15 protein-coding genes are annotated in these 14,462 nt (G+C 59.5%); 2 read left to right on the top strand and 13 right to left on the bottom strand.

Annotation, left to right across the window (positions count from 1 at the left end):
• The 8 genes from QD461_RS35645 to QD461_RS35610 form a co-directional block, all read right to left on the bottom strand.
• The coding region (locus tag QD461_RS35645) for an aldo/keto reductase (protein ID WP_414091550.1) at nucleotides 1-482 on the bottom strand (482 nt) is incomplete at its 3' end.
• Nucleotides 483-485: 3 nt separating this feature from the next.
• Nucleotides 486-1,769: a 3-oxo-isoapionate-4-phosphate decarboxylase OiaX gene (gene oiaX, locus QD461_RS35640; protein ID WP_028753506.1), complete on the bottom strand. Its 1,284-nt coding sequence runs from the start codon at nucleotides 1,767-1,769 to the stop codon at nucleotides 486-488.
• A 5-nt stretch (nucleotides 1,770-1,774) separates the two neighbouring features.
• Complete coding sequence (locus QD461_RS35635) at nucleotides 1,775-2,809, bottom strand: aldo/keto reductase (RefSeq protein ID WP_013984674.1); 1,035 nt, start codon at nucleotides 2,807-2,809, stop codon at nucleotides 1,775-1,777.
• A 64-nt stretch (nucleotides 2,810-2,873) separates the two neighbouring features.
• Nucleotides 2,874-3,872 (bottom strand): substrate-binding domain-containing protein, encoded by a 999-nt coding sequence (locus tag QD461_RS35630; protein ID WP_051264136.1) that lies wholly within the window; start codon nucleotides 3,870-3,872, stop codon nucleotides 2,874-2,876.
• A gap of 95 nt (nucleotides 3,873-3,967) precedes the next feature.
• Nucleotides 3,968-4,930 carry an ABC transporter permease gene (locus tag QD461_RS35625; protein ID WP_004129777.1) on the bottom strand — a complete coding sequence of 321 codons (963 nt, stop codon included), beginning with the start codon at nucleotides 4,928-4,930 and terminating at the stop codon, nucleotides 3,968-3,970.
• A 38-nt stretch (nucleotides 4,931-4,968) separates the two neighbouring features.
• Nucleotides 4,969-6,501, bottom strand: a complete 1,533-nt coding sequence (locus tag QD461_RS35620) for a sugar ABC transporter ATP-binding protein (RefSeq protein WP_037135825.1) — start codon at nucleotides 6,499-6,501, stop codon at nucleotides 4,969-4,971.
• A gap of 69 nt (nucleotides 6,502-6,570) precedes the next feature.
• On the bottom strand, nucleotides 6,571-7,458 hold the full coding sequence (locus QD461_RS35615) for a 3-keto-5-aminohexanoate cleavage protein (protein WP_028753509.1): 888 nt from the start codon (nucleotides 7,456-7,458) through the stop codon (nucleotides 6,571-6,573).
• A gap of 10 nt (nucleotides 7,459-7,468) precedes the next feature.
• A complete protein-coding gene (locus QD461_RS35610) occupies nucleotides 7,469-8,821 on the bottom strand; it encodes a four-carbon acid sugar kinase family protein (protein WP_028753510.1) in 1,353 nt (450 codons plus the stop codon).
• A 151-nt stretch (nucleotides 8,822-8,972) separates the two neighbouring features.
• Between QD461_RS35610 and QD461_RS35605 the strand changes: the two genes are divergently transcribed.
• Together QD461_RS35605 and QD461_RS35600 are read left to right on the top strand one after the other, a co-directional pair.
• Nucleotides 8,973-9,767 (top strand): SDR family NAD(P)-dependent oxidoreductase, encoded by a 795-nt coding sequence (locus QD461_RS35605; RefSeq protein ID WP_414091549.1) that lies wholly within the window; start codon nucleotides 8,973-8,975, stop codon nucleotides 9,765-9,767.
• 100 nt (nucleotides 9,768-9,867) lie between these two features.
• The gene (locus tag QD461_RS35600) at nucleotides 9,868-10,569 is read left to right on the top strand and encodes a FadR/GntR family transcriptional regulator (RefSeq protein ID WP_004129783.1); all 702 of its coding nucleotides are present in this window, start codon (nucleotides 9,868-9,870) and stop codon (nucleotides 10,567-10,569) included.
• A 216-nt stretch (nucleotides 10,570-10,785) separates the two neighbouring features.
• Here QD461_RS35600 and QD461_RS35595 read toward each other — a convergent pair whose 3' ends face one another.
• From QD461_RS35595 to QD461_RS35575, 5 genes are all read right to left on the bottom strand, one after another.
• Nucleotides 10,786-11,241: an RpiB/LacA/LacB family sugar-phosphate isomerase gene (locus QD461_RS35595; RefSeq protein ID WP_013984669.1), complete on the bottom strand. Its 456-nt coding sequence runs from the start codon at nucleotides 11,239-11,241 to the stop codon at nucleotides 10,786-10,788.
• A gap of 12 nt (nucleotides 11,242-11,253) precedes the next feature.
• Nucleotides 11,254-12,024 carry a triose-phosphate isomerase gene (locus QD461_RS35590; protein WP_028753511.1) on the bottom strand — a complete coding sequence of 257 codons (771 nt, stop codon included), beginning with the start codon at nucleotides 12,022-12,024 and terminating at the stop codon, nucleotides 11,254-11,256.
• Between the two features lie 42 nt (nucleotides 12,025-12,066).
• Nucleotides 12,067-13,116 carry a class II fructose-bisphosphate aldolase gene (fba, locus tag QD461_RS35585; RefSeq protein ID WP_004129785.1) on the bottom strand — a complete coding sequence of 350 codons (1,050 nt, stop codon included), beginning with the start codon at nucleotides 13,114-13,116 and terminating at the stop codon, nucleotides 12,067-12,069.
• A 6-nt stretch (nucleotides 13,117-13,122) separates the two neighbouring features.
• Complete coding sequence (locus tag QD461_RS35580; RefSeq protein WP_028753512.1) at nucleotides 13,123-14,145, bottom strand: class 1 fructose-bisphosphatase; 1,023 nt, start codon at nucleotides 14,143-14,145, stop codon at nucleotides 13,123-13,125.
• Nucleotides 14,142-14,462: transketolase-like TK C-terminal-containing protein (locus tag QD461_RS35575; RefSeq protein ID WP_414091548.1), on the bottom strand; the 321-nt coding region annotated here is incomplete at its 5' end. The genes QD461_RS35580 and QD461_RS35575, both read right to left, overlap by 4 nt.

Raw genomic sequence — 14,462 nt, 5'->3', positions numbered from 1 at the left:
CAATTGCTGGCTCCGATGTAGCGAACCTTGCCGCTTCGAACGAGATCGGTCAGCGCTTCCAGCGTCTCTTCGATCGGGGTCGAATTGTCCCAGAAATGAATTTGGTAGAGGTCGATGTAGTCGGTCGCCAGCCGCTTGAGGCTGGCCTCAGCCTCCGCGATGATTGCTTTGCGGGAAAGTCCGACCGCATTCGCTCCGTTGCGCATCTTGCCGTAGACCTTGGTGGCAATGACAACCTCATCACGCTGCACCATCTCCCTGAGCAGCTTGCCGATGATCTCCTCGCTGGTGCCGTCCGAGTAGGCATTGGCCGTGTCGAAGCAGTTTATGCCCTGTTCGAGTGCCTCTTTGATAAATGGCCTACTGTCGTCTTCGGACAAGGTCCAAGCATGGTTGCCGCGATCGGCGACGCCGAAACTCATGCAACCAAGAACCAGTTGCGAAATTTTGAGACCTGACCGGCCAAGCTGACGATATTCCATCTGTCATCTTCCTTCTGATACGGTTTTAGAGCCGAACTTGGCGAGCGACTGCGCCAGCTCTGGATGAGATTTGGCATATGCATGGAGATCGATTCCGGCGACCGCGGCATCCCAGGCCGCACGAACCGCTCTGACACCTGCCGACGGCCCGCCGGGATGGCTGACGACGCCACCACCACAAAGGTAAAGGTGGTCAAGCGTCTGCTCCGTCCTTCGATAGGTCTCAGGCGCCTGTCCACCCCATTGACCCGAACAAACGACCGGTAACGGGCGGTCGGCATCACTGAAGATCGGTTTCTGGAGATCATGGAACGACTGAACGAAAGACGCGTCCGGCTCCCAGTATTTGGCGGCAATGCCGTTGATCTGGAATTGGTCGACGCCGAGAAGTCGCCAAAGCTGTTGGTAGACCGAGAAATCGAACCCAAGACCAGGATGTCGGGTGAGAAGATCCCAGCCGTTGCGATGGGCGTGCAAGACAAGGGACGACCGCCGACGCAGGAACAGAAAAGCGCCCATGCCGATCGAATTGATGTTGATGACAGCGGCGTTTCCACCCTCGCGCACGACCAAGTCGTGCTTGCGAACCATCTCGTCGGGATCGACGTCGGAAATGCCGAAGGCATACATCACCTTCTTGCCGGTGCGCTGCTCCTGATCCCGGATGATCGGCATGATCGCTTTCACCCGCGCCTCCAACGAGGAGTACGGTGGCGACATCAGTTTCTCGTCGTCCTTGATGAAGTCGACACCGGACGCGACGAGTTCAGCAACCACCTGCGCCGTTTCGTCCGGGGTGAGGCCGAGCGCGGGCTTGATGATCGTGCCGATGATTGGCCTATTGTAGACGCCGGTCAGACGCCGGGAGCCTTCGATCCCAAATTGAGGCCCCGGGTAGACGCCTTCAAACTCTGGAGGCAGCTGCAGGCCGATGACCCTCAGCCCGGTGAATTCCTTGATCGACCAGACCCCGCCCAATGCAACCGTGGTGACTGCCGCGAGGTCAGTTCCGACGGCCTCCAGGGGATAGGCGATTGTTGTCTCCGCTCGGTTGAAGACTTCGCCCGCTGCAGGGAGCGAGGGAACCTCGACAGAGTCCAGTTTCTCGAAAGCGACCACGCGCGCGGCCGCGCGCGCCTTCAGTTGCGGCGTCTCTCCGGGCAGGTCAACAAATGTACCCGTCGACTGGTCGCTTCCGATCTTGACCGCCAAGGCCTCAGCGCTCCCGGCGGTCTCAATCCGATAGGTGACCAGAATGTCCGAGGGCCTGCGCTGAGCCAGATCCATCGCTATCATGCCTCCGGAACTGGCGCGGCTTCAGGGATGAGGCCGGACGACTTCAGGTCGGCCCAGAACGCAGCCGGAACCGGCGTCGAGATCGCGGCGACGTTTGCGGCGACGTGTTCGGGCGCCAGCGCTCCCTGTACCACCGCGGTCACTGCAGGATGTGCGTAGACAAATTGTGTCGCTGCAGTCGCAAGCGAGACGCCATGGCGCTCGCAGACGGCTTCGAGCGCCTCGACCTTGCGGACGATCGCTTCAGGCGCGGGCTGGCAATCGTAGGTGCGGGTGGTTGTCATCGACTTGCTACCCTCGGCGAGGATGCCGGAGTTGTAGATGCCAGCCGCAATGATACCGATGCCGCGACGCTGCATTTCTGGATAGAAATGGTCGAGAGCGCCGTGGTTGAGCAGGGTGTAGCGCCCGGCGACCATGGAGCAGTCGAGATCAAATTCCTCTGCCACCTGCAGGACCGACGCGGTTTCATTGACGCCGAGGCCGATGGCCTTCACGGAGCCTGTGCTGCGCAGCTCGTCACACGCCTTGTAACCGCTCGATCTCAGCGCCGAAAGGTGGGTGCTATACGCCTCGCGGTGCCATTCGCCGCTCACGTCGTGGAGATAGAGGATGTCAATGTGGTCCATACCCAGGCGCTGCTGGCTATCTTCGAAAGCGCGCATGATGCCGTCATAGGAATAGTCGTAGTCATCGACAAATGGCAGCGCCTTCACCCAGTCGATGCCGTAAAGGCTCTCGGCGCGCTTTGCGCGGCTTTCCGGCTTGAGTATCCGCCCCGCCTTGGTGCTGACCACGACCTTGCCGATGAGATCGTTGTTGCGAAGGACATGGCCGAGGGAATGCTCGGACTTTCCAAGGCCGTAAAGGGGCGCGGTGTCGAAATAGCGGACACCCAAGTCGTATGCCTTGAGGACGACCGCCTCGAAAGTCTGGAAGCTCACATCGACATTGCACCCACCGAGCGGCGAGGTACCCAGCCCTAGCGAGGTCAGCGTCACATCGGTCTTTCCAACTTTTCTCTTCAACATGATGGTCGATCCTATTTCCCTGGTGTAAGGCGGACGGCCGTATGGGCCGTCCGCCGTTGTCCGATTACATGTACTTCTCGACATTGGTGGAATCGAGCACGAGCCACGGCACGACGTAGTCCTTCTCGGTGCCGCCCTTCCATTCCATCAGCGAGCCCCAGATTTCGGACTGCGGCTTGTAGCTCTCGCCCTTGATCGCCCGCAGTGCGAGGTCGACCGCGCCCTGGCCTTCGGCGCGGGCGTACTTGTAGAGGCTGACCGCCATCTCGCCCTTCTTCACGGCGCGCTTTGCGTCCGGAATGCCGTCGATCGCAAGAACGGGAACGGTCTTGAGATCGATGCCGGCGCTCTTCATGGCTTCGATCGCGCCAAGCGCCATCTCGTCGTTTTCCGCAAGGACGCCGTTGATCTCACCCGGGTGTGCGAGCAACCAGTTCTCCATGAGCGCCTGACCCTCGGCGCGGCTCCAGTTGCCTGTCTTGTCTTCGATGAGCTTGAGGTTCGGGAACTTGGCGAGACCAGCGTCGATGCCTGCGCGGCGCTCGATCTGGGCCGACTGGCCGATCGGACCCTCCATGAGGACGACGTTGCCGCCGTTCGGAAGGCGCTTGGCGAGTTCCTCAGCGATGATCTGGCCGCCTTCGGTATCGTTAACGATGATGGACGCGGTGTATTTCGTCGACTTGGTCTTGAGCGCCGACACGATAAGCGGGATTTTCGCTTCGGCGGCCTTTTCGATCGGCGGCGCCGAGGCCTCGAGGTCGAACGGTGACATGATGATCGCGTTGAATTGTTGGGTGATCGCTGTGTCGATCTGGTTCGCCTGTGTCAGTGGATCATACTTGCCGTCGAAAACGGTGATCTCGACCTCGCCCGATTTGACGGCGGGATGGTTCTGGATTTCCGTCGACCAAGCCTTCATGTACTCGCCGGACTCACCGAACGAGAGAGCCGCGATCCGAATTTTGTCCTGCGCGAAGGCGAAGTTCCCGCCAGCCAACGTCGCTACGGCGATTGCCATACCCACACCCGCATTGAGCAGGTTCCTCCTAGACATCTGCATTTCATATTCTCCTCTGGTTTAAGATACGTCCGGACGCGACACGCTGGGCCGGACATTGTCGCCGGCCTTCCCCGGCGGCAATTTCGGGATTGGTCTTATTTGCGGATTTGGTCGGCGATGACCGCGACCACGATGATCGTGCCCTTGAGGACTTGCTGGTAGTATGAAGACACGCCCATGAGGTCCATGCCGTTGTTGATCGTGCCGATGATGAGCGCGCCGATCAGTGTGCCGAGCAGCGATCCGCGGCCGCCCGCAAGGCTCGTCCCGCCGATCACGACGGCGGCGATCGCGTCAAGCTCATAACCGATGCCCGCTTGCGGCAGCGCAGCGGTGGTGCGAGCCGTCAGGACAAGCCCCGCAAGACCAGCCAGGAGGCCCGAGATCACATAGGTCGCACCGACGATCACCTTGGTGGAAATGCCGCTCGTGCGAGCCGCCTTCTCGTTGCCGCCAACTGCGTACACATAACGGCCGAAAGTCGTATAGTTTAAAACGGTCCATCCAATCAGGAACACGACGAACAGGATGACGATCGGTACCGGGATATACATGATCTGCCCGGAGCCGATCCACTTGAAGGGATCCGACAGATTCGGGATGGGGCGTCCTTCCGAAAAGATCAAGGTGAGACCGCGGGCCACGCTCAACATGCCAAGCGTCACTACGAACGGCGGGACCTTGACCGCGGCAACAAGCACGCCATTCACCAAGCCGAGGCCGGCTCCCGCCGCGAGACCCGCAAAGATACCGAAAAGCACGAACTGCTCGTTGGTCTCCGTTACGAGGCTGGCGGCGATCATGCCCGCGAGCGCCATTACGGAGCCGACCGATAGGTCGATGCCCTTAGTAAGGATGACGAAGGTCACTCCGATCGCCAGAATGCCGTTGATCGACGACTGGCGAACGAGATTCAGCCAATTCAACCATGTCATGAAGTACTGGTTCGCGAACGCGAAGAACGCGACGATCAGGAAAAACACGAGAACGATGCTGAACTGCCTGATCATTTCCCCGGCGCGGAAGTTTCCGGGCTTCGCCGCAGCGATGGTATTCATTACTCAAGTCCTCCCGTGAATGGGGCTATGACCGCTCATCAGCTCGCCATGTCCATAAGCGTCTGTTGCGTTGCTTCGGCACCGTCGATGATGCTGAGGAGCTGCCCCTGTTTGAAAATCGCGATCCTGTCGCTGAGCTGCATGATCTCCGGTGCCTCCGAGGAGACCACGAGGACGCCGTTGCCCTTTGCCGCGAAGTCTCGCAGGAACGCGTAGATCTCCTGCTTGGAACCTTCGTCGATGCCACGCGTCGGTTCGTCGCAAATGAGAAGCTTTGGATTTGTCAGAAGGCACCGGGCCAGCACGACTTTTTGTTGGTTGCCCCCTGACAGAGTTTCGACGGCAACATCTGGCGACGCCGACTTGATCCTCTGTGAGACGATCATGTCTTGAACTGCGCTGCGCTCTTTGTCCCCGCGGATGAAACCGCTGATGGCCATCAAGGCCAGCGATGAAAGCGTGATGTTGTGGGCGATCGATGCCGAGAGCACGAGACCACTGTCCTTGCGATCCTCGGTCACCATCGCCATTCCACGTTGAATTGCGTCCTTAGGACTGCCTGGCTTGACCTTACCGCCGTTGAAGACAACTTCGCCTCCCGTTGGTGAGTGCAGCCCGAATATTGTCTCGAGGAACTCGGTTCGTCCGGACCCAAGCAGCCCGTAGATTCCGACCACTTCGCCGGACGCCACGTCTAGCGAGATGTCTCGGAAATGAGGCCCGCGCGCCAAGTTCGAGACCGAAAGCAGGATTGGCGCGTCTTCGAGAGGCTTGCCCTTCTCGACCAGCTTGACTTCACGGCCGACGATCTGTGTCACAAGATGACGGCGGTCGATGTCTTTGATGTTTCCAGTCTCGATGAAACGGCCGTCGCGGAAGACTGTGTACTCATCCGCGATCTCGAAGATTTCGGTGAGTTTGTGAGACACGTAGATAATTGCGGAACCGCGCGCGGTGATCTTGCGGAGCGCGTTGAACAAGACATGGACTTCGTGTTCGCCGATAGCAGATGTCGGCTCGTCCATGATGACGATATGTGCCCGATAGCTGAGAGCCTTCGCAATTTCGACGAGCTGAATCTGGGCGAGGCTCAGCTCCCCCATCTTCTTGGCAGCGTCGACTTCAAAGCCGAGTTCATCGAGGAATGCCTGGGCGTCCCTGCGCATCTGGCTAAAATCGACGAGCACGCCAAGTCGCTTCGGCTCGCGGCCAAGGTAAAGGTTCTCGGCGACGGTCATCTCGGGGACGGGGGAAAGCTCCTGCGTGATGATCGCGATGCCGTGACGCAAGGCGTCAGCGGCGCTTTTGAAGTCGACCTGCTCGCCATCGATCTCCACTATCCCTCCATCGCGGCGGAGCAGTCCCATCGTGATGTTGAGGAATGTCGACTTGCCGGCGCCATTACCGCCGCACAAGGCATGGACGGTCCCGGCCTTTAGAGTTAGTCGGCCATCAACGAGCGCTGGGACGCCGTTGAACGACTTTTCCACGCCCTCGGCCCGCAGAACCACGCGCGCCGAAGACGACTGCGCGGTTCTCTGAACTGTTATCTTCTCAGTTGCGTTGACCATGATATGACGTCATACCTCGTAAAATCGAAATCTATGCCGCGTGTGTGCGGATCGCATGCCGTATTGGTTCTACGCGGCGTCCAGTTCGAGGATCGCGCGTGCCTCCTGAGGTGTAGCCGGCTCACGTCCGACCTTTTGGGCAATCTCAACAGCGCGCGATATGACTTCCGCGTTCGTGGGTGTGCCGAACTCACGATAGGGATAGTCGCCTATTCCAATAGCCATGTGGCCGCCCAGACGGCAGATCGCAGGAGCAATGTTCAAAAGATTGCCCCCAAGGCAATTGACCGTCCATTCGATCGGCCGGTCGTCGGGCAGAAATGCAAGATGCGCCATGAGACCCGCCTCGGTCGGCGGATGCCCGGTAATGTATCGCCCTCCCGTCAGGTGGAGGAGAAAGTAGGCCGGCCCCCTCACAAGGCCCGCGTCCATCAGAGCGATCGCGCGGCGCGTGAACCCAACAGACCAGGAAACCAGCTTCGGCTTTACGCCCTTTTCGGCCAAGGTACGCGCGTAGTGCGCGAGACTTTCGGTCGTGTTGAGATACAAACGTTCTGGATTTTCGAACCTGCGCGTCTCGGCATCCCAAAGCTCGAGATTGGCCGAGCCGGTATCGATGGGCGCAATATCGGGCTTCGTAGCAGGGTCCAATGCCAGGGTTGCGACCGTGTCGATGCGCTTCATGGCGTCGGCATCATTCGAGATAAAGCCGAGCGTGGGAAGGATGAGTAGATCGGTCGCCTGCCTGACTTCGCGGATGATTTCGGCGTTTGCCTCAACGGTGTTTGTCGCACCGCCGTCGGCTGTCCTGGCATGATAGTGGAGAATCGCCGCTCCCGCCTTGCGGGCTGCAACGGCGGCCTCAACGATCTCGTCGGCGGTGTATGGGATATTAGGGTTGGATGTGCGCGGCGCGTACTCGTTGACCCTGGCTTCGAGGATGATTTTCTTTTGCATCTTTTGCTCCTTACGCCGCCAGATAACCCGAGGTGCCCGCCTTTGCCCGCAGGAAGAAGTCATCGGCACCAATCTGCCCGCCCTTCAGCATGACTTCGAGGCCATCGACTTCGGCGTCGCCCGGCGCATCCAGGCGGCAGACATGGCAATTTTGAACTTCGTCAAAAACGGCGATCTCGAGCGCTTCGGCGCCGATTGTCCGCACCGCATAGCTCGAACTGTCACCGCCCGAAAACACGATCCGCGGCAAGGAAACCGCGCGGCGCACGGCACGCGCAACGTCACAGTAGATGGCGCCCAAGCGTTCCGCGGGAACATCGCTGCCGGCCAGGCGGCCGGTTTCCCCGCGAGCCGTGTAGATGATTGTAGATCGACCGCGCACAAGGCTCTCGATCGCCTTCAAAGCAGCCTCCCGCGCAACTGCGTCAGCATCATCATCGGACCGGACTGTCGAGACATCCAAGTGGACAAGGTTCCACCCGGAAGCTTCGGCCACCGCAATCTGGCGCCCGGTTTGCAGGGCGCAACTACCTGATAAGACGAGTAGATTTTCGACGCCGGCAATCTCCGTCTTGACGGGCTCCGCCGACGATAGCAGGCCCAAGCGGGCCCAAAGAGCGCCGAGTTGTTGCGCCAAGCCTTGAGCTGCAAGCGCGAACATCGGACGTGTCGGATACCGCGCCCAGAGCAGATCGGCGACAGCCGCAAGATCCGCATTTTCGAGCCCATCGAAAATGACCCCTGCCCCCTCTTGGAAGGCCTTGAAGACACGCTCCTCCATTGCCGAGCGGTTCCGGATTGCGGGAAGCGTGACGTTGACGAATTCCTTATCTGTCTGCCCAGCCAGATGCATGCGCAGATCCGCCTCGTGCATCGGCGTCCTGGGGTGGCGCGACATGCTCGGGTGCCGGTCGAGCCGCTCAATCCTGTCGGCAAAGCGCGCGAAATGATTTCCGAAACAGGTGTAGCGCCCGAAGTCCGGGGTCGCGGCGAGGACTGGAACGTCCCTCTTGCCGAAGTGAGCCGCAGCGCGCGCCAGAACAGCACCATAGCTTCCAACGGTGGGCGACGAGTCGAACGTCGAACAGATCTTGTATTGGATAAGCGGACTGTTGAGGGTGCGCATGATCGAAAACGCGCTGTCAAGCTCCTCGTCGAGCTCGACGCCGGACAACGCCCTTGCGGTACCGGCGAAGCCAAGCACATCATAAGACAGAGCATCTGTTGACGCCGTCTGTGCTGAAGGGCGTGCGAGATAGAGTTTTCCCTTCACACCACTGCGATGGAACTGCGCCAGGTTTTCGGAAGAACCCGTGAAGTCGTCGCCGTAAAACACGGCCTTGAGCTTGCCAGCTGATGTCATCGGATCCTCCCAATATCCCGGCCGAGGATATCTTCCTCCATACATCAGCCGGGCTTCACTCTTGACAATACTCATAGAAGCAGCTCATAACTCTGTCAAGGTCATACCTTATACCTTATACCTCATATCGAGAAAATTGGAGGACGACGAGATGAGACTTTCTGGACGCACTGCCGTGGTGACGGGCGCTGGCCGGGGCATCGGACTGGCAATCGCTGAAGCCTATGTTCGCGAAGGCGCGAATGTCGTTATCGTCGACCGCGATCTGGAAGTGGCGAACGAAGCCGCCGAGCGGCTTGGGGAGCGGGCTTTGGCCGTCCGCGCCGATATTTCGGTCAACGAAGACGTTGAGACGATCGTTAAGGAAACGATTGGCCGGTTCGGCACGGTCGACATACTCGTGAACAACGCGGGCGTGGGCGCAACCACTCTGTTTCTCGAAAGCTCAAGGGAGGAATTCGAACGCGTCGTCCGGATCAATCTGAYCGGAACATTCCTCGTGGCGCAAGCCTTTGCTCGGATCATGGCCGCCAAAGGCTATGGGCGGATCATCAATATCGCTTCGCTGTCCGGTCAGAAGGGCGGTGTCGGACGTTCGGCCTATGGAGCCTCAAAGGCCGGCGTCGAACTCCTCACGAAGGTTATGGCGGTGGAACTCGCGGAATCGGGAATCAACGTGAATAACATCGCACCGGGCCCGATATTGACCGAGGTCTCGAAAGTCATGCACACGGTCGAAACGCGTGACGCCTATCATCGGCTAGTTCCGCAACGCCGTTATGGCGAACCATCGGAAATCGCTGATGCCGCGGTGTTCCTGGCGAGCGACGATGCTGCCTATATTACGGGGCACACCCTGAACGTCGACGGCGGCTTCCTGGCCGCTGGCCTCATGTTCCCATTCGATCCAAAAGCCTCGAAGCGGCTGGGACAAATCAGCGAATAACCTGGAGAAGTGGCCAGTTCGACGTTCGGCATTTGTCGCAAGCGGTAAAACGCGGTATGACCTCGTACCTTTTCGATTTCTGATTGGAGCGTGACCAGGAATGCTGTCTGTTGACCCAAAGAAAATCCCAAGCCGGCTGGACATAGCGCTCGACTACATTACGGGCGAAATTGCCAAAGGCAACCTCGGGCCTGGTGACAAACTTCCCAATGAAAAAGAGCTGGCCCAGCTTCTCGGGATCAGTCGCACTCCAATCAGAGAGGCGATCAAAACGCTCGCGGTCTCGGGTCTTGTCGAGACGCGTCATGGCTTTGGAAATTACATCCGTAAGGACGAAGGCCTTCCGGCGATGCCGCTCGCGATGTTTCAGCTCTATCTTCAGAGCTCGACGCCTGAGATGCTGATGGAACTGCGATACATTTTCGACCGCAACTGTTCAGAACTCGCGTCGCTGCGGCGTACGGACGAAGACCTCGCCACGATGAGAGAGTGCATCGACCGACTAAAAAGGCTGTCGGAGGATGCGAACTCCGCGATCGAAGATCTCCTCAAGGCCGATCTCGATTTCCACCGAGCAATATACAAAGCTGCCGGAAACCCGTTGATCGTCGTGATCGCCGACTTCGTGCTGACGATGGTCGCGCCTTGGGTGCAAAAATCGCTAGAGGTCAGTGGCAAATGGCGCGCAGTCGATCTCCACGAACACATGTTTCAGATGATCCGGGACAGAAAGACCGGTGACCTCAGCCGCGAAAGCGTCGAGGAAAACATGGAACACTTCCGCACATCCCTGCTGAAATGACAGCCAGGGCATCACGTCAAGGCGTGGCGCATCTTGCATTTCCCGCAGGTCGCACTGCGATCATCACCGGCGGCATCTGAAGGCGGACGCGAAGCCCGGATACCGTATGCCGCCCGGCCTATTCGCCGGGTTCTGAAAATTGCCAGAAAACGATAATGCGCCAGGCTGATTGCGCCTGGCGCGTCGACCGCGAGCAATGCTTGCCCAGCCTTCCAACTAGCGGGTGTGGTATTTCGTATCGACCTCGTCGATGGCGGCAACATTGCTGGCCGAGCGACCGTTCTCGTCGAACCTCTGGGCGAGGAAGGAGTCGACGATCGTCTTCGCAAGTTCCGATCCAATGACGCGGGCGCCCATGGTAATGATCTGGGCGTTGTTCGACAACGCCGCCCGCTCGGCGGAATAAGTATCGTGTGTGAGGGCTGCCCTAATACCCGGCACCTTGTTTGCCGAAATGCAGACGCCGATCCCGGTGCCGCACACCAGGATGGCCTTGTCATAGGTGCCGTCGAGCACGCCGTTGGCGACCCTGTCGGAGAGGTTCGCATAGAAATCGTCGAGACCGGCGTCCGTCCGGGAGACCTCGAACACCTCGAAACGGTCCTTGAGATAATCGGCGAGGACCTTGGCGAGGCCTTCGCCCGCGCTGTCGCCTGCTACTGCAATTTTCATCTTCATCACTCCTCAGATTTTGGCCGCGCACTTTTCGAGGATGTCGAGGTAGCCCTCGATCTTCCAGGCCGAGCGGCCGATGAACAGCCCATCGACATGGGGGCAGGATATGAGCTCTTCGCAGTTGTCCGCGTTGACCGAACCGCCGTAGAGGCAGGGAATGCGCCGGCCGAGCACGGCTTCCGCGAACGCGATGATCTCGGCCTGGCGGGCGTCGGCGTAGTCCGCTGTCGCGGGGATCCCATCGACGCCAATGGCCCAAACAGGCTCGTAGGCAAGCAGTATCGGTTTGTGCTTCTGGTCTGTAGAAAGGCATCCCAACGCGCCGCGAACCTGGCGCTCGAGGACGTCGCGGGCTCGCCCGGCCTCGCGTTCGGAAAGTGTCTCCCCTATGCAGATGAGCGGGATCAAGCCGTGGCGAACCGCCGCCCCGACTTTCAGTCCTACCGTCACGTCCGTCTCACCGAAATGTTCACGCCTCTCGGAGTGACCAAGCTCGACGATGTCGAGGTTGCAGTCCTTGAGCATCAAGGGTGAAATCTCGCCCGTCCAGGCGCCCTCCTCGTCCCAATGCATGTTCTGCGCGCCGACCTTCACCGACGTGCCCGCCAACGTGGTCTTCACTTCCCGGACAACAGTGAAAGGAGGGATGACAAAGCGCTGGATGCGCGGATGGGACGTGATGTCTGCGGCCCTGAGACCGTGCGCAAACTGCGCGGCATCGGCAAGCGTCTTGTTCATCTTCCAGCTGGTGCCAATCCAGAGGGTTTTCTTCTCGGTCATCGCCGCTTCACCACGTTTGCGTTCAAATGGATGTTGGCCGACCTAGAGCGAGCCGGCTCGATACCGCTTCGCCATTTCCGCGAGCGGCACAACATGAATGGAGCTTGCGCGTCCTGCCGTTCCGAAAGCTTCGAATCTCTCGCGGCACAGCTTTGAAAGCGCCGTCATTGCAGGCTTCAAATATTTGCGAGGGTCGAATTCTGTCGGATCTTCGGACAGCACTCGGCGCACCTGCCCGGTCATTGCCATGCGGCAATCAGTGTCGATGTTGACCTTTCGCACACCATGCCGAATGCCGCGCAGGATTTCCTCGAGCGGCACGCCCCAGGTGGGCTTCATCCGCCCGCCGAAGCGATTGAAAATTTCTTGCAACTCCTCCGGCACGCTTGACGAACCGTGCATGACGAGATGGGTATTCGGAAGTTTCCGGTGGATCGCCTCGATAACATCCATTGCCAGCACGTCACCGTCCGGCCGGCGTGAGAACTTGTAGGCGCCATGGCTGGTGCCCATTGCGACGGCAAGCGCATCCACCTTGGTCTCCGCGACAAATTTCGCCGCCTCCTCCGGATCGGTCAAAAGCTGATGCGGATCGAGCTTGCCTTCGACGCCGTGACCGTCTTCCGCCTCGCCCGTACCGGTCTCAAGCGAGCCCAGAACGCCAAGCTCCCCTTCCACCGAAACCCCTGCCCAATGGGCCGTGTCGCTGACGCTTCTCGTGACCTTGACGTTGTAGTCCCAATCCGCCGCGGTTTTCCCGTCAGCAAGGATCGATCCGTCCATCATGACGGACGTAAAACCATGCTGGATCGCGGTGACGCAGGTGCTCGGTTCGTTTCCGTGGTCAAGATGGACGCAAACGGGGATATGCGGATAGATTTCCGTCACAGCCTCCATCATGTGCTTGAGCATGATGTCGTTGACATAGGCTCGGGCCCCACGGCTCGCCTGGAGAATCACAGGCGAATCCGTTCCGTCGGCCGCTTCCATGATGGCAAGCGCCTGTTCCATGTTGTTAATGTTGAACGCCGGTACGCCGTAGCCGTGTTCGGCGGCATCATCCAGCAGCTGGCGGAGAGTAATCCTGGCCATGACGTGTTACTCGCTGGTTGGATTGGAATTGAGATAGCTTGCGATCACGTCGACCTCCGTCGCCGAACCGAAAACCAGCGGCGTGCGGCAATGGTGAGAGGTCGGGATCTTGTCCAGGATGGCGGTCGTGCCGTCGGTGGCCCGCCCCCCGGCCTGCTCCATCAGGAACGCGATCGGATTCGCTTCATACACCAGGCGAAGGCGCCCATTTTCAAAGCCGGGTCGCTTGTCGCCGGCGTAGAAGAACACACCGCCCCTGATCAGGATCCGGTGGAGCTCTCCGACTGCCGATCCGAGCCAACGCATGTTGAAATCGCGGCCGCGCGTTCCCTCCTTGCCGGTCAGACAATCCTGAAGATACAGGCTCATGGCAGGGTGAAGGTGACGGTGGTTGGAAGCGTTATATGCAAGCTCGGACGTGTCGCGAGGTATCTGAACCTGCCTTTTGACGATCAGGAACTCGCCGGTTTGGGGATGCATCGTCGCCAGCAGCACACCCTCACCGACCGAAAAGCCCAAATCGACCGTGTTGCCGAATGAGACATAACCGGCCGCGGCCTGGCGCTTTCCAGGGGTTAAAAAGGGATCTTCAGCTTCGCAGAAAGGCATGATCGAGAAGATCGTGCCGACGGGCGTGCCCAGCCCGACATTGCCTGAACCGTCGATCGGATCGATTGCGACCGCAAAATGCTGGCCATTGAGCATAACTGGCGCGTCGGCCTCCTCGGACAGGACCCTGGCAGCGCCTGCGCGTGCGAGTATTTCGACGAACAACTCGTGCGACGCGATGTCGATTGCCTTTTGCGCATCACCGTCGGTATTTGATCCGACAAGGTGGGCCAGATCGCCCTCCAGGGAACCGGCTGCGATGCGTGCGGATAAAAGACAGGCGGCATCCAACACACCGTTGATTAGAGCCGCCACCCCCTGACGGGACAAATCCTCAGCAGCCCAGGTCGAGAGGTACTCATCGACAGAACCATACTGGACGCCCGCTTCGTCATTTCCGGGTGTCGCCGGCGCGCTCATTGCTTGCCCCTTATCCTTGCTAGGGCGCGCGTGACGATTGCGTCACGCGTGATCCCAAATTGCTCGTACAGCGTCTCGGCCGGCGCAGACGCTCCGAAGCCGGACATCCCAATCACGTCGTCTTCGCTGTCGACATACCTAGTCCAGCCGAACTTCGAGAGCGCTTCCACGGCAATGCGCGGCGCGTTGCCGAGGACCGAGCTGCGGTAATCCTTGGGCTGCTGTTCGAAGAGATCCCAGCTCGGCATCGAGACGACAGCGGCGGGAACGTTTCTCGCCTCAAGCTCGTCGGCAGCCTGGATCGCAAGCGCGACTTC

Origin of the sequence: Rhizobium sp. BR 314 (genome assembly GCF_047445805.1) — a bacterium.
Lineage (GTDB): Bacteria > Pseudomonadota > Alphaproteobacteria > Rhizobiales > Rhizobiaceae > Rhizobium > Rhizobium lusitanum_B.
The sequence above is the reverse complement of the archived record's forward strand: the minus strand, read 5'-3'. Positions and strand labels throughout refer to the sequence as shown.

Bases quoted from the DNA above. Each gene is read 5' to 3' on its own strand.
- QD461_RS35625 (WP_004129777.1), bottom strand. From the start codon at position 4,930: ATGAATACCATCGCTGCGGCGAAGCCCGGAAACTTCCGCGCCGGGGAA.
- QD461_RS35580 (WP_028753512.1), bottom strand. From the start codon at position 14,145: ATGAGCGCGCCGGCGACACCCGGAAATGACGAAGCGGGCGTCCAGTAT.
- fba (WP_004129785.1), bottom strand. From the start codon at position 13,116: ATGGCCAGGATTACTCTCCGCCAGCTGCTGGATGATGCCGCCGAACAC.
- QD461_RS35620 (WP_037135825.1), bottom strand. From the start codon at position 6,501: ATGGTCAACGCAACTGAGAAGATAACAGTTCAGAGAACCGCGCAGTCG.
- QD461_RS35610 (WP_028753510.1), bottom strand. From the start codon at position 8,821: ATGACATCAGCTGGCAAGCTCAAGGCCGTGTTTTACGGCGACGACTTC.
- QD461_RS35595 (WP_013984669.1), bottom strand. From the start codon at position 11,241: ATGAAAATTGCAGTAGCAGGCGACAGCGCGGGCGAAGGCCTCGCCAAG.
- QD461_RS35590 (WP_028753511.1), bottom strand. From the start codon at position 12,024: ATGACCGAGAAGAAAACCCTCTGGATTGGCACCAGCTGGAAGATGAAC.
- QD461_RS35635 (WP_013984674.1), bottom strand. From the start codon at position 2,809: ATGTTGAAGAGAAAAGTTGGAAAGACCGATGTGACGCTGACCTCGCTA.
- QD461_RS35615 (WP_028753509.1), bottom strand. From the start codon at position 7,458: ATGCAAAAGAAAATCATCCTCGAAGCCAGGGTCAACGAGTACGCGCCG.
- oiaX (WP_028753506.1), bottom strand. From the start codon at position 1,769: ATGGATCTGGCTCAGCGCAGGCCCTCGGACATTCTGGTCACCTATCGG.
- QD461_RS35600 (WP_004129783.1), top strand. From the start codon at position 9,868: ATGCTGTCTGTTGACCCAAAGAAAATCCCAAGCCGGCTGGACATAGCG.
- QD461_RS35630 (WP_051264136.1), bottom strand. From the start codon at position 3,872: ATGCAGATGTCTAGGAGGAACCTGCTCAATGCGGGTGTGGGTATGGCA.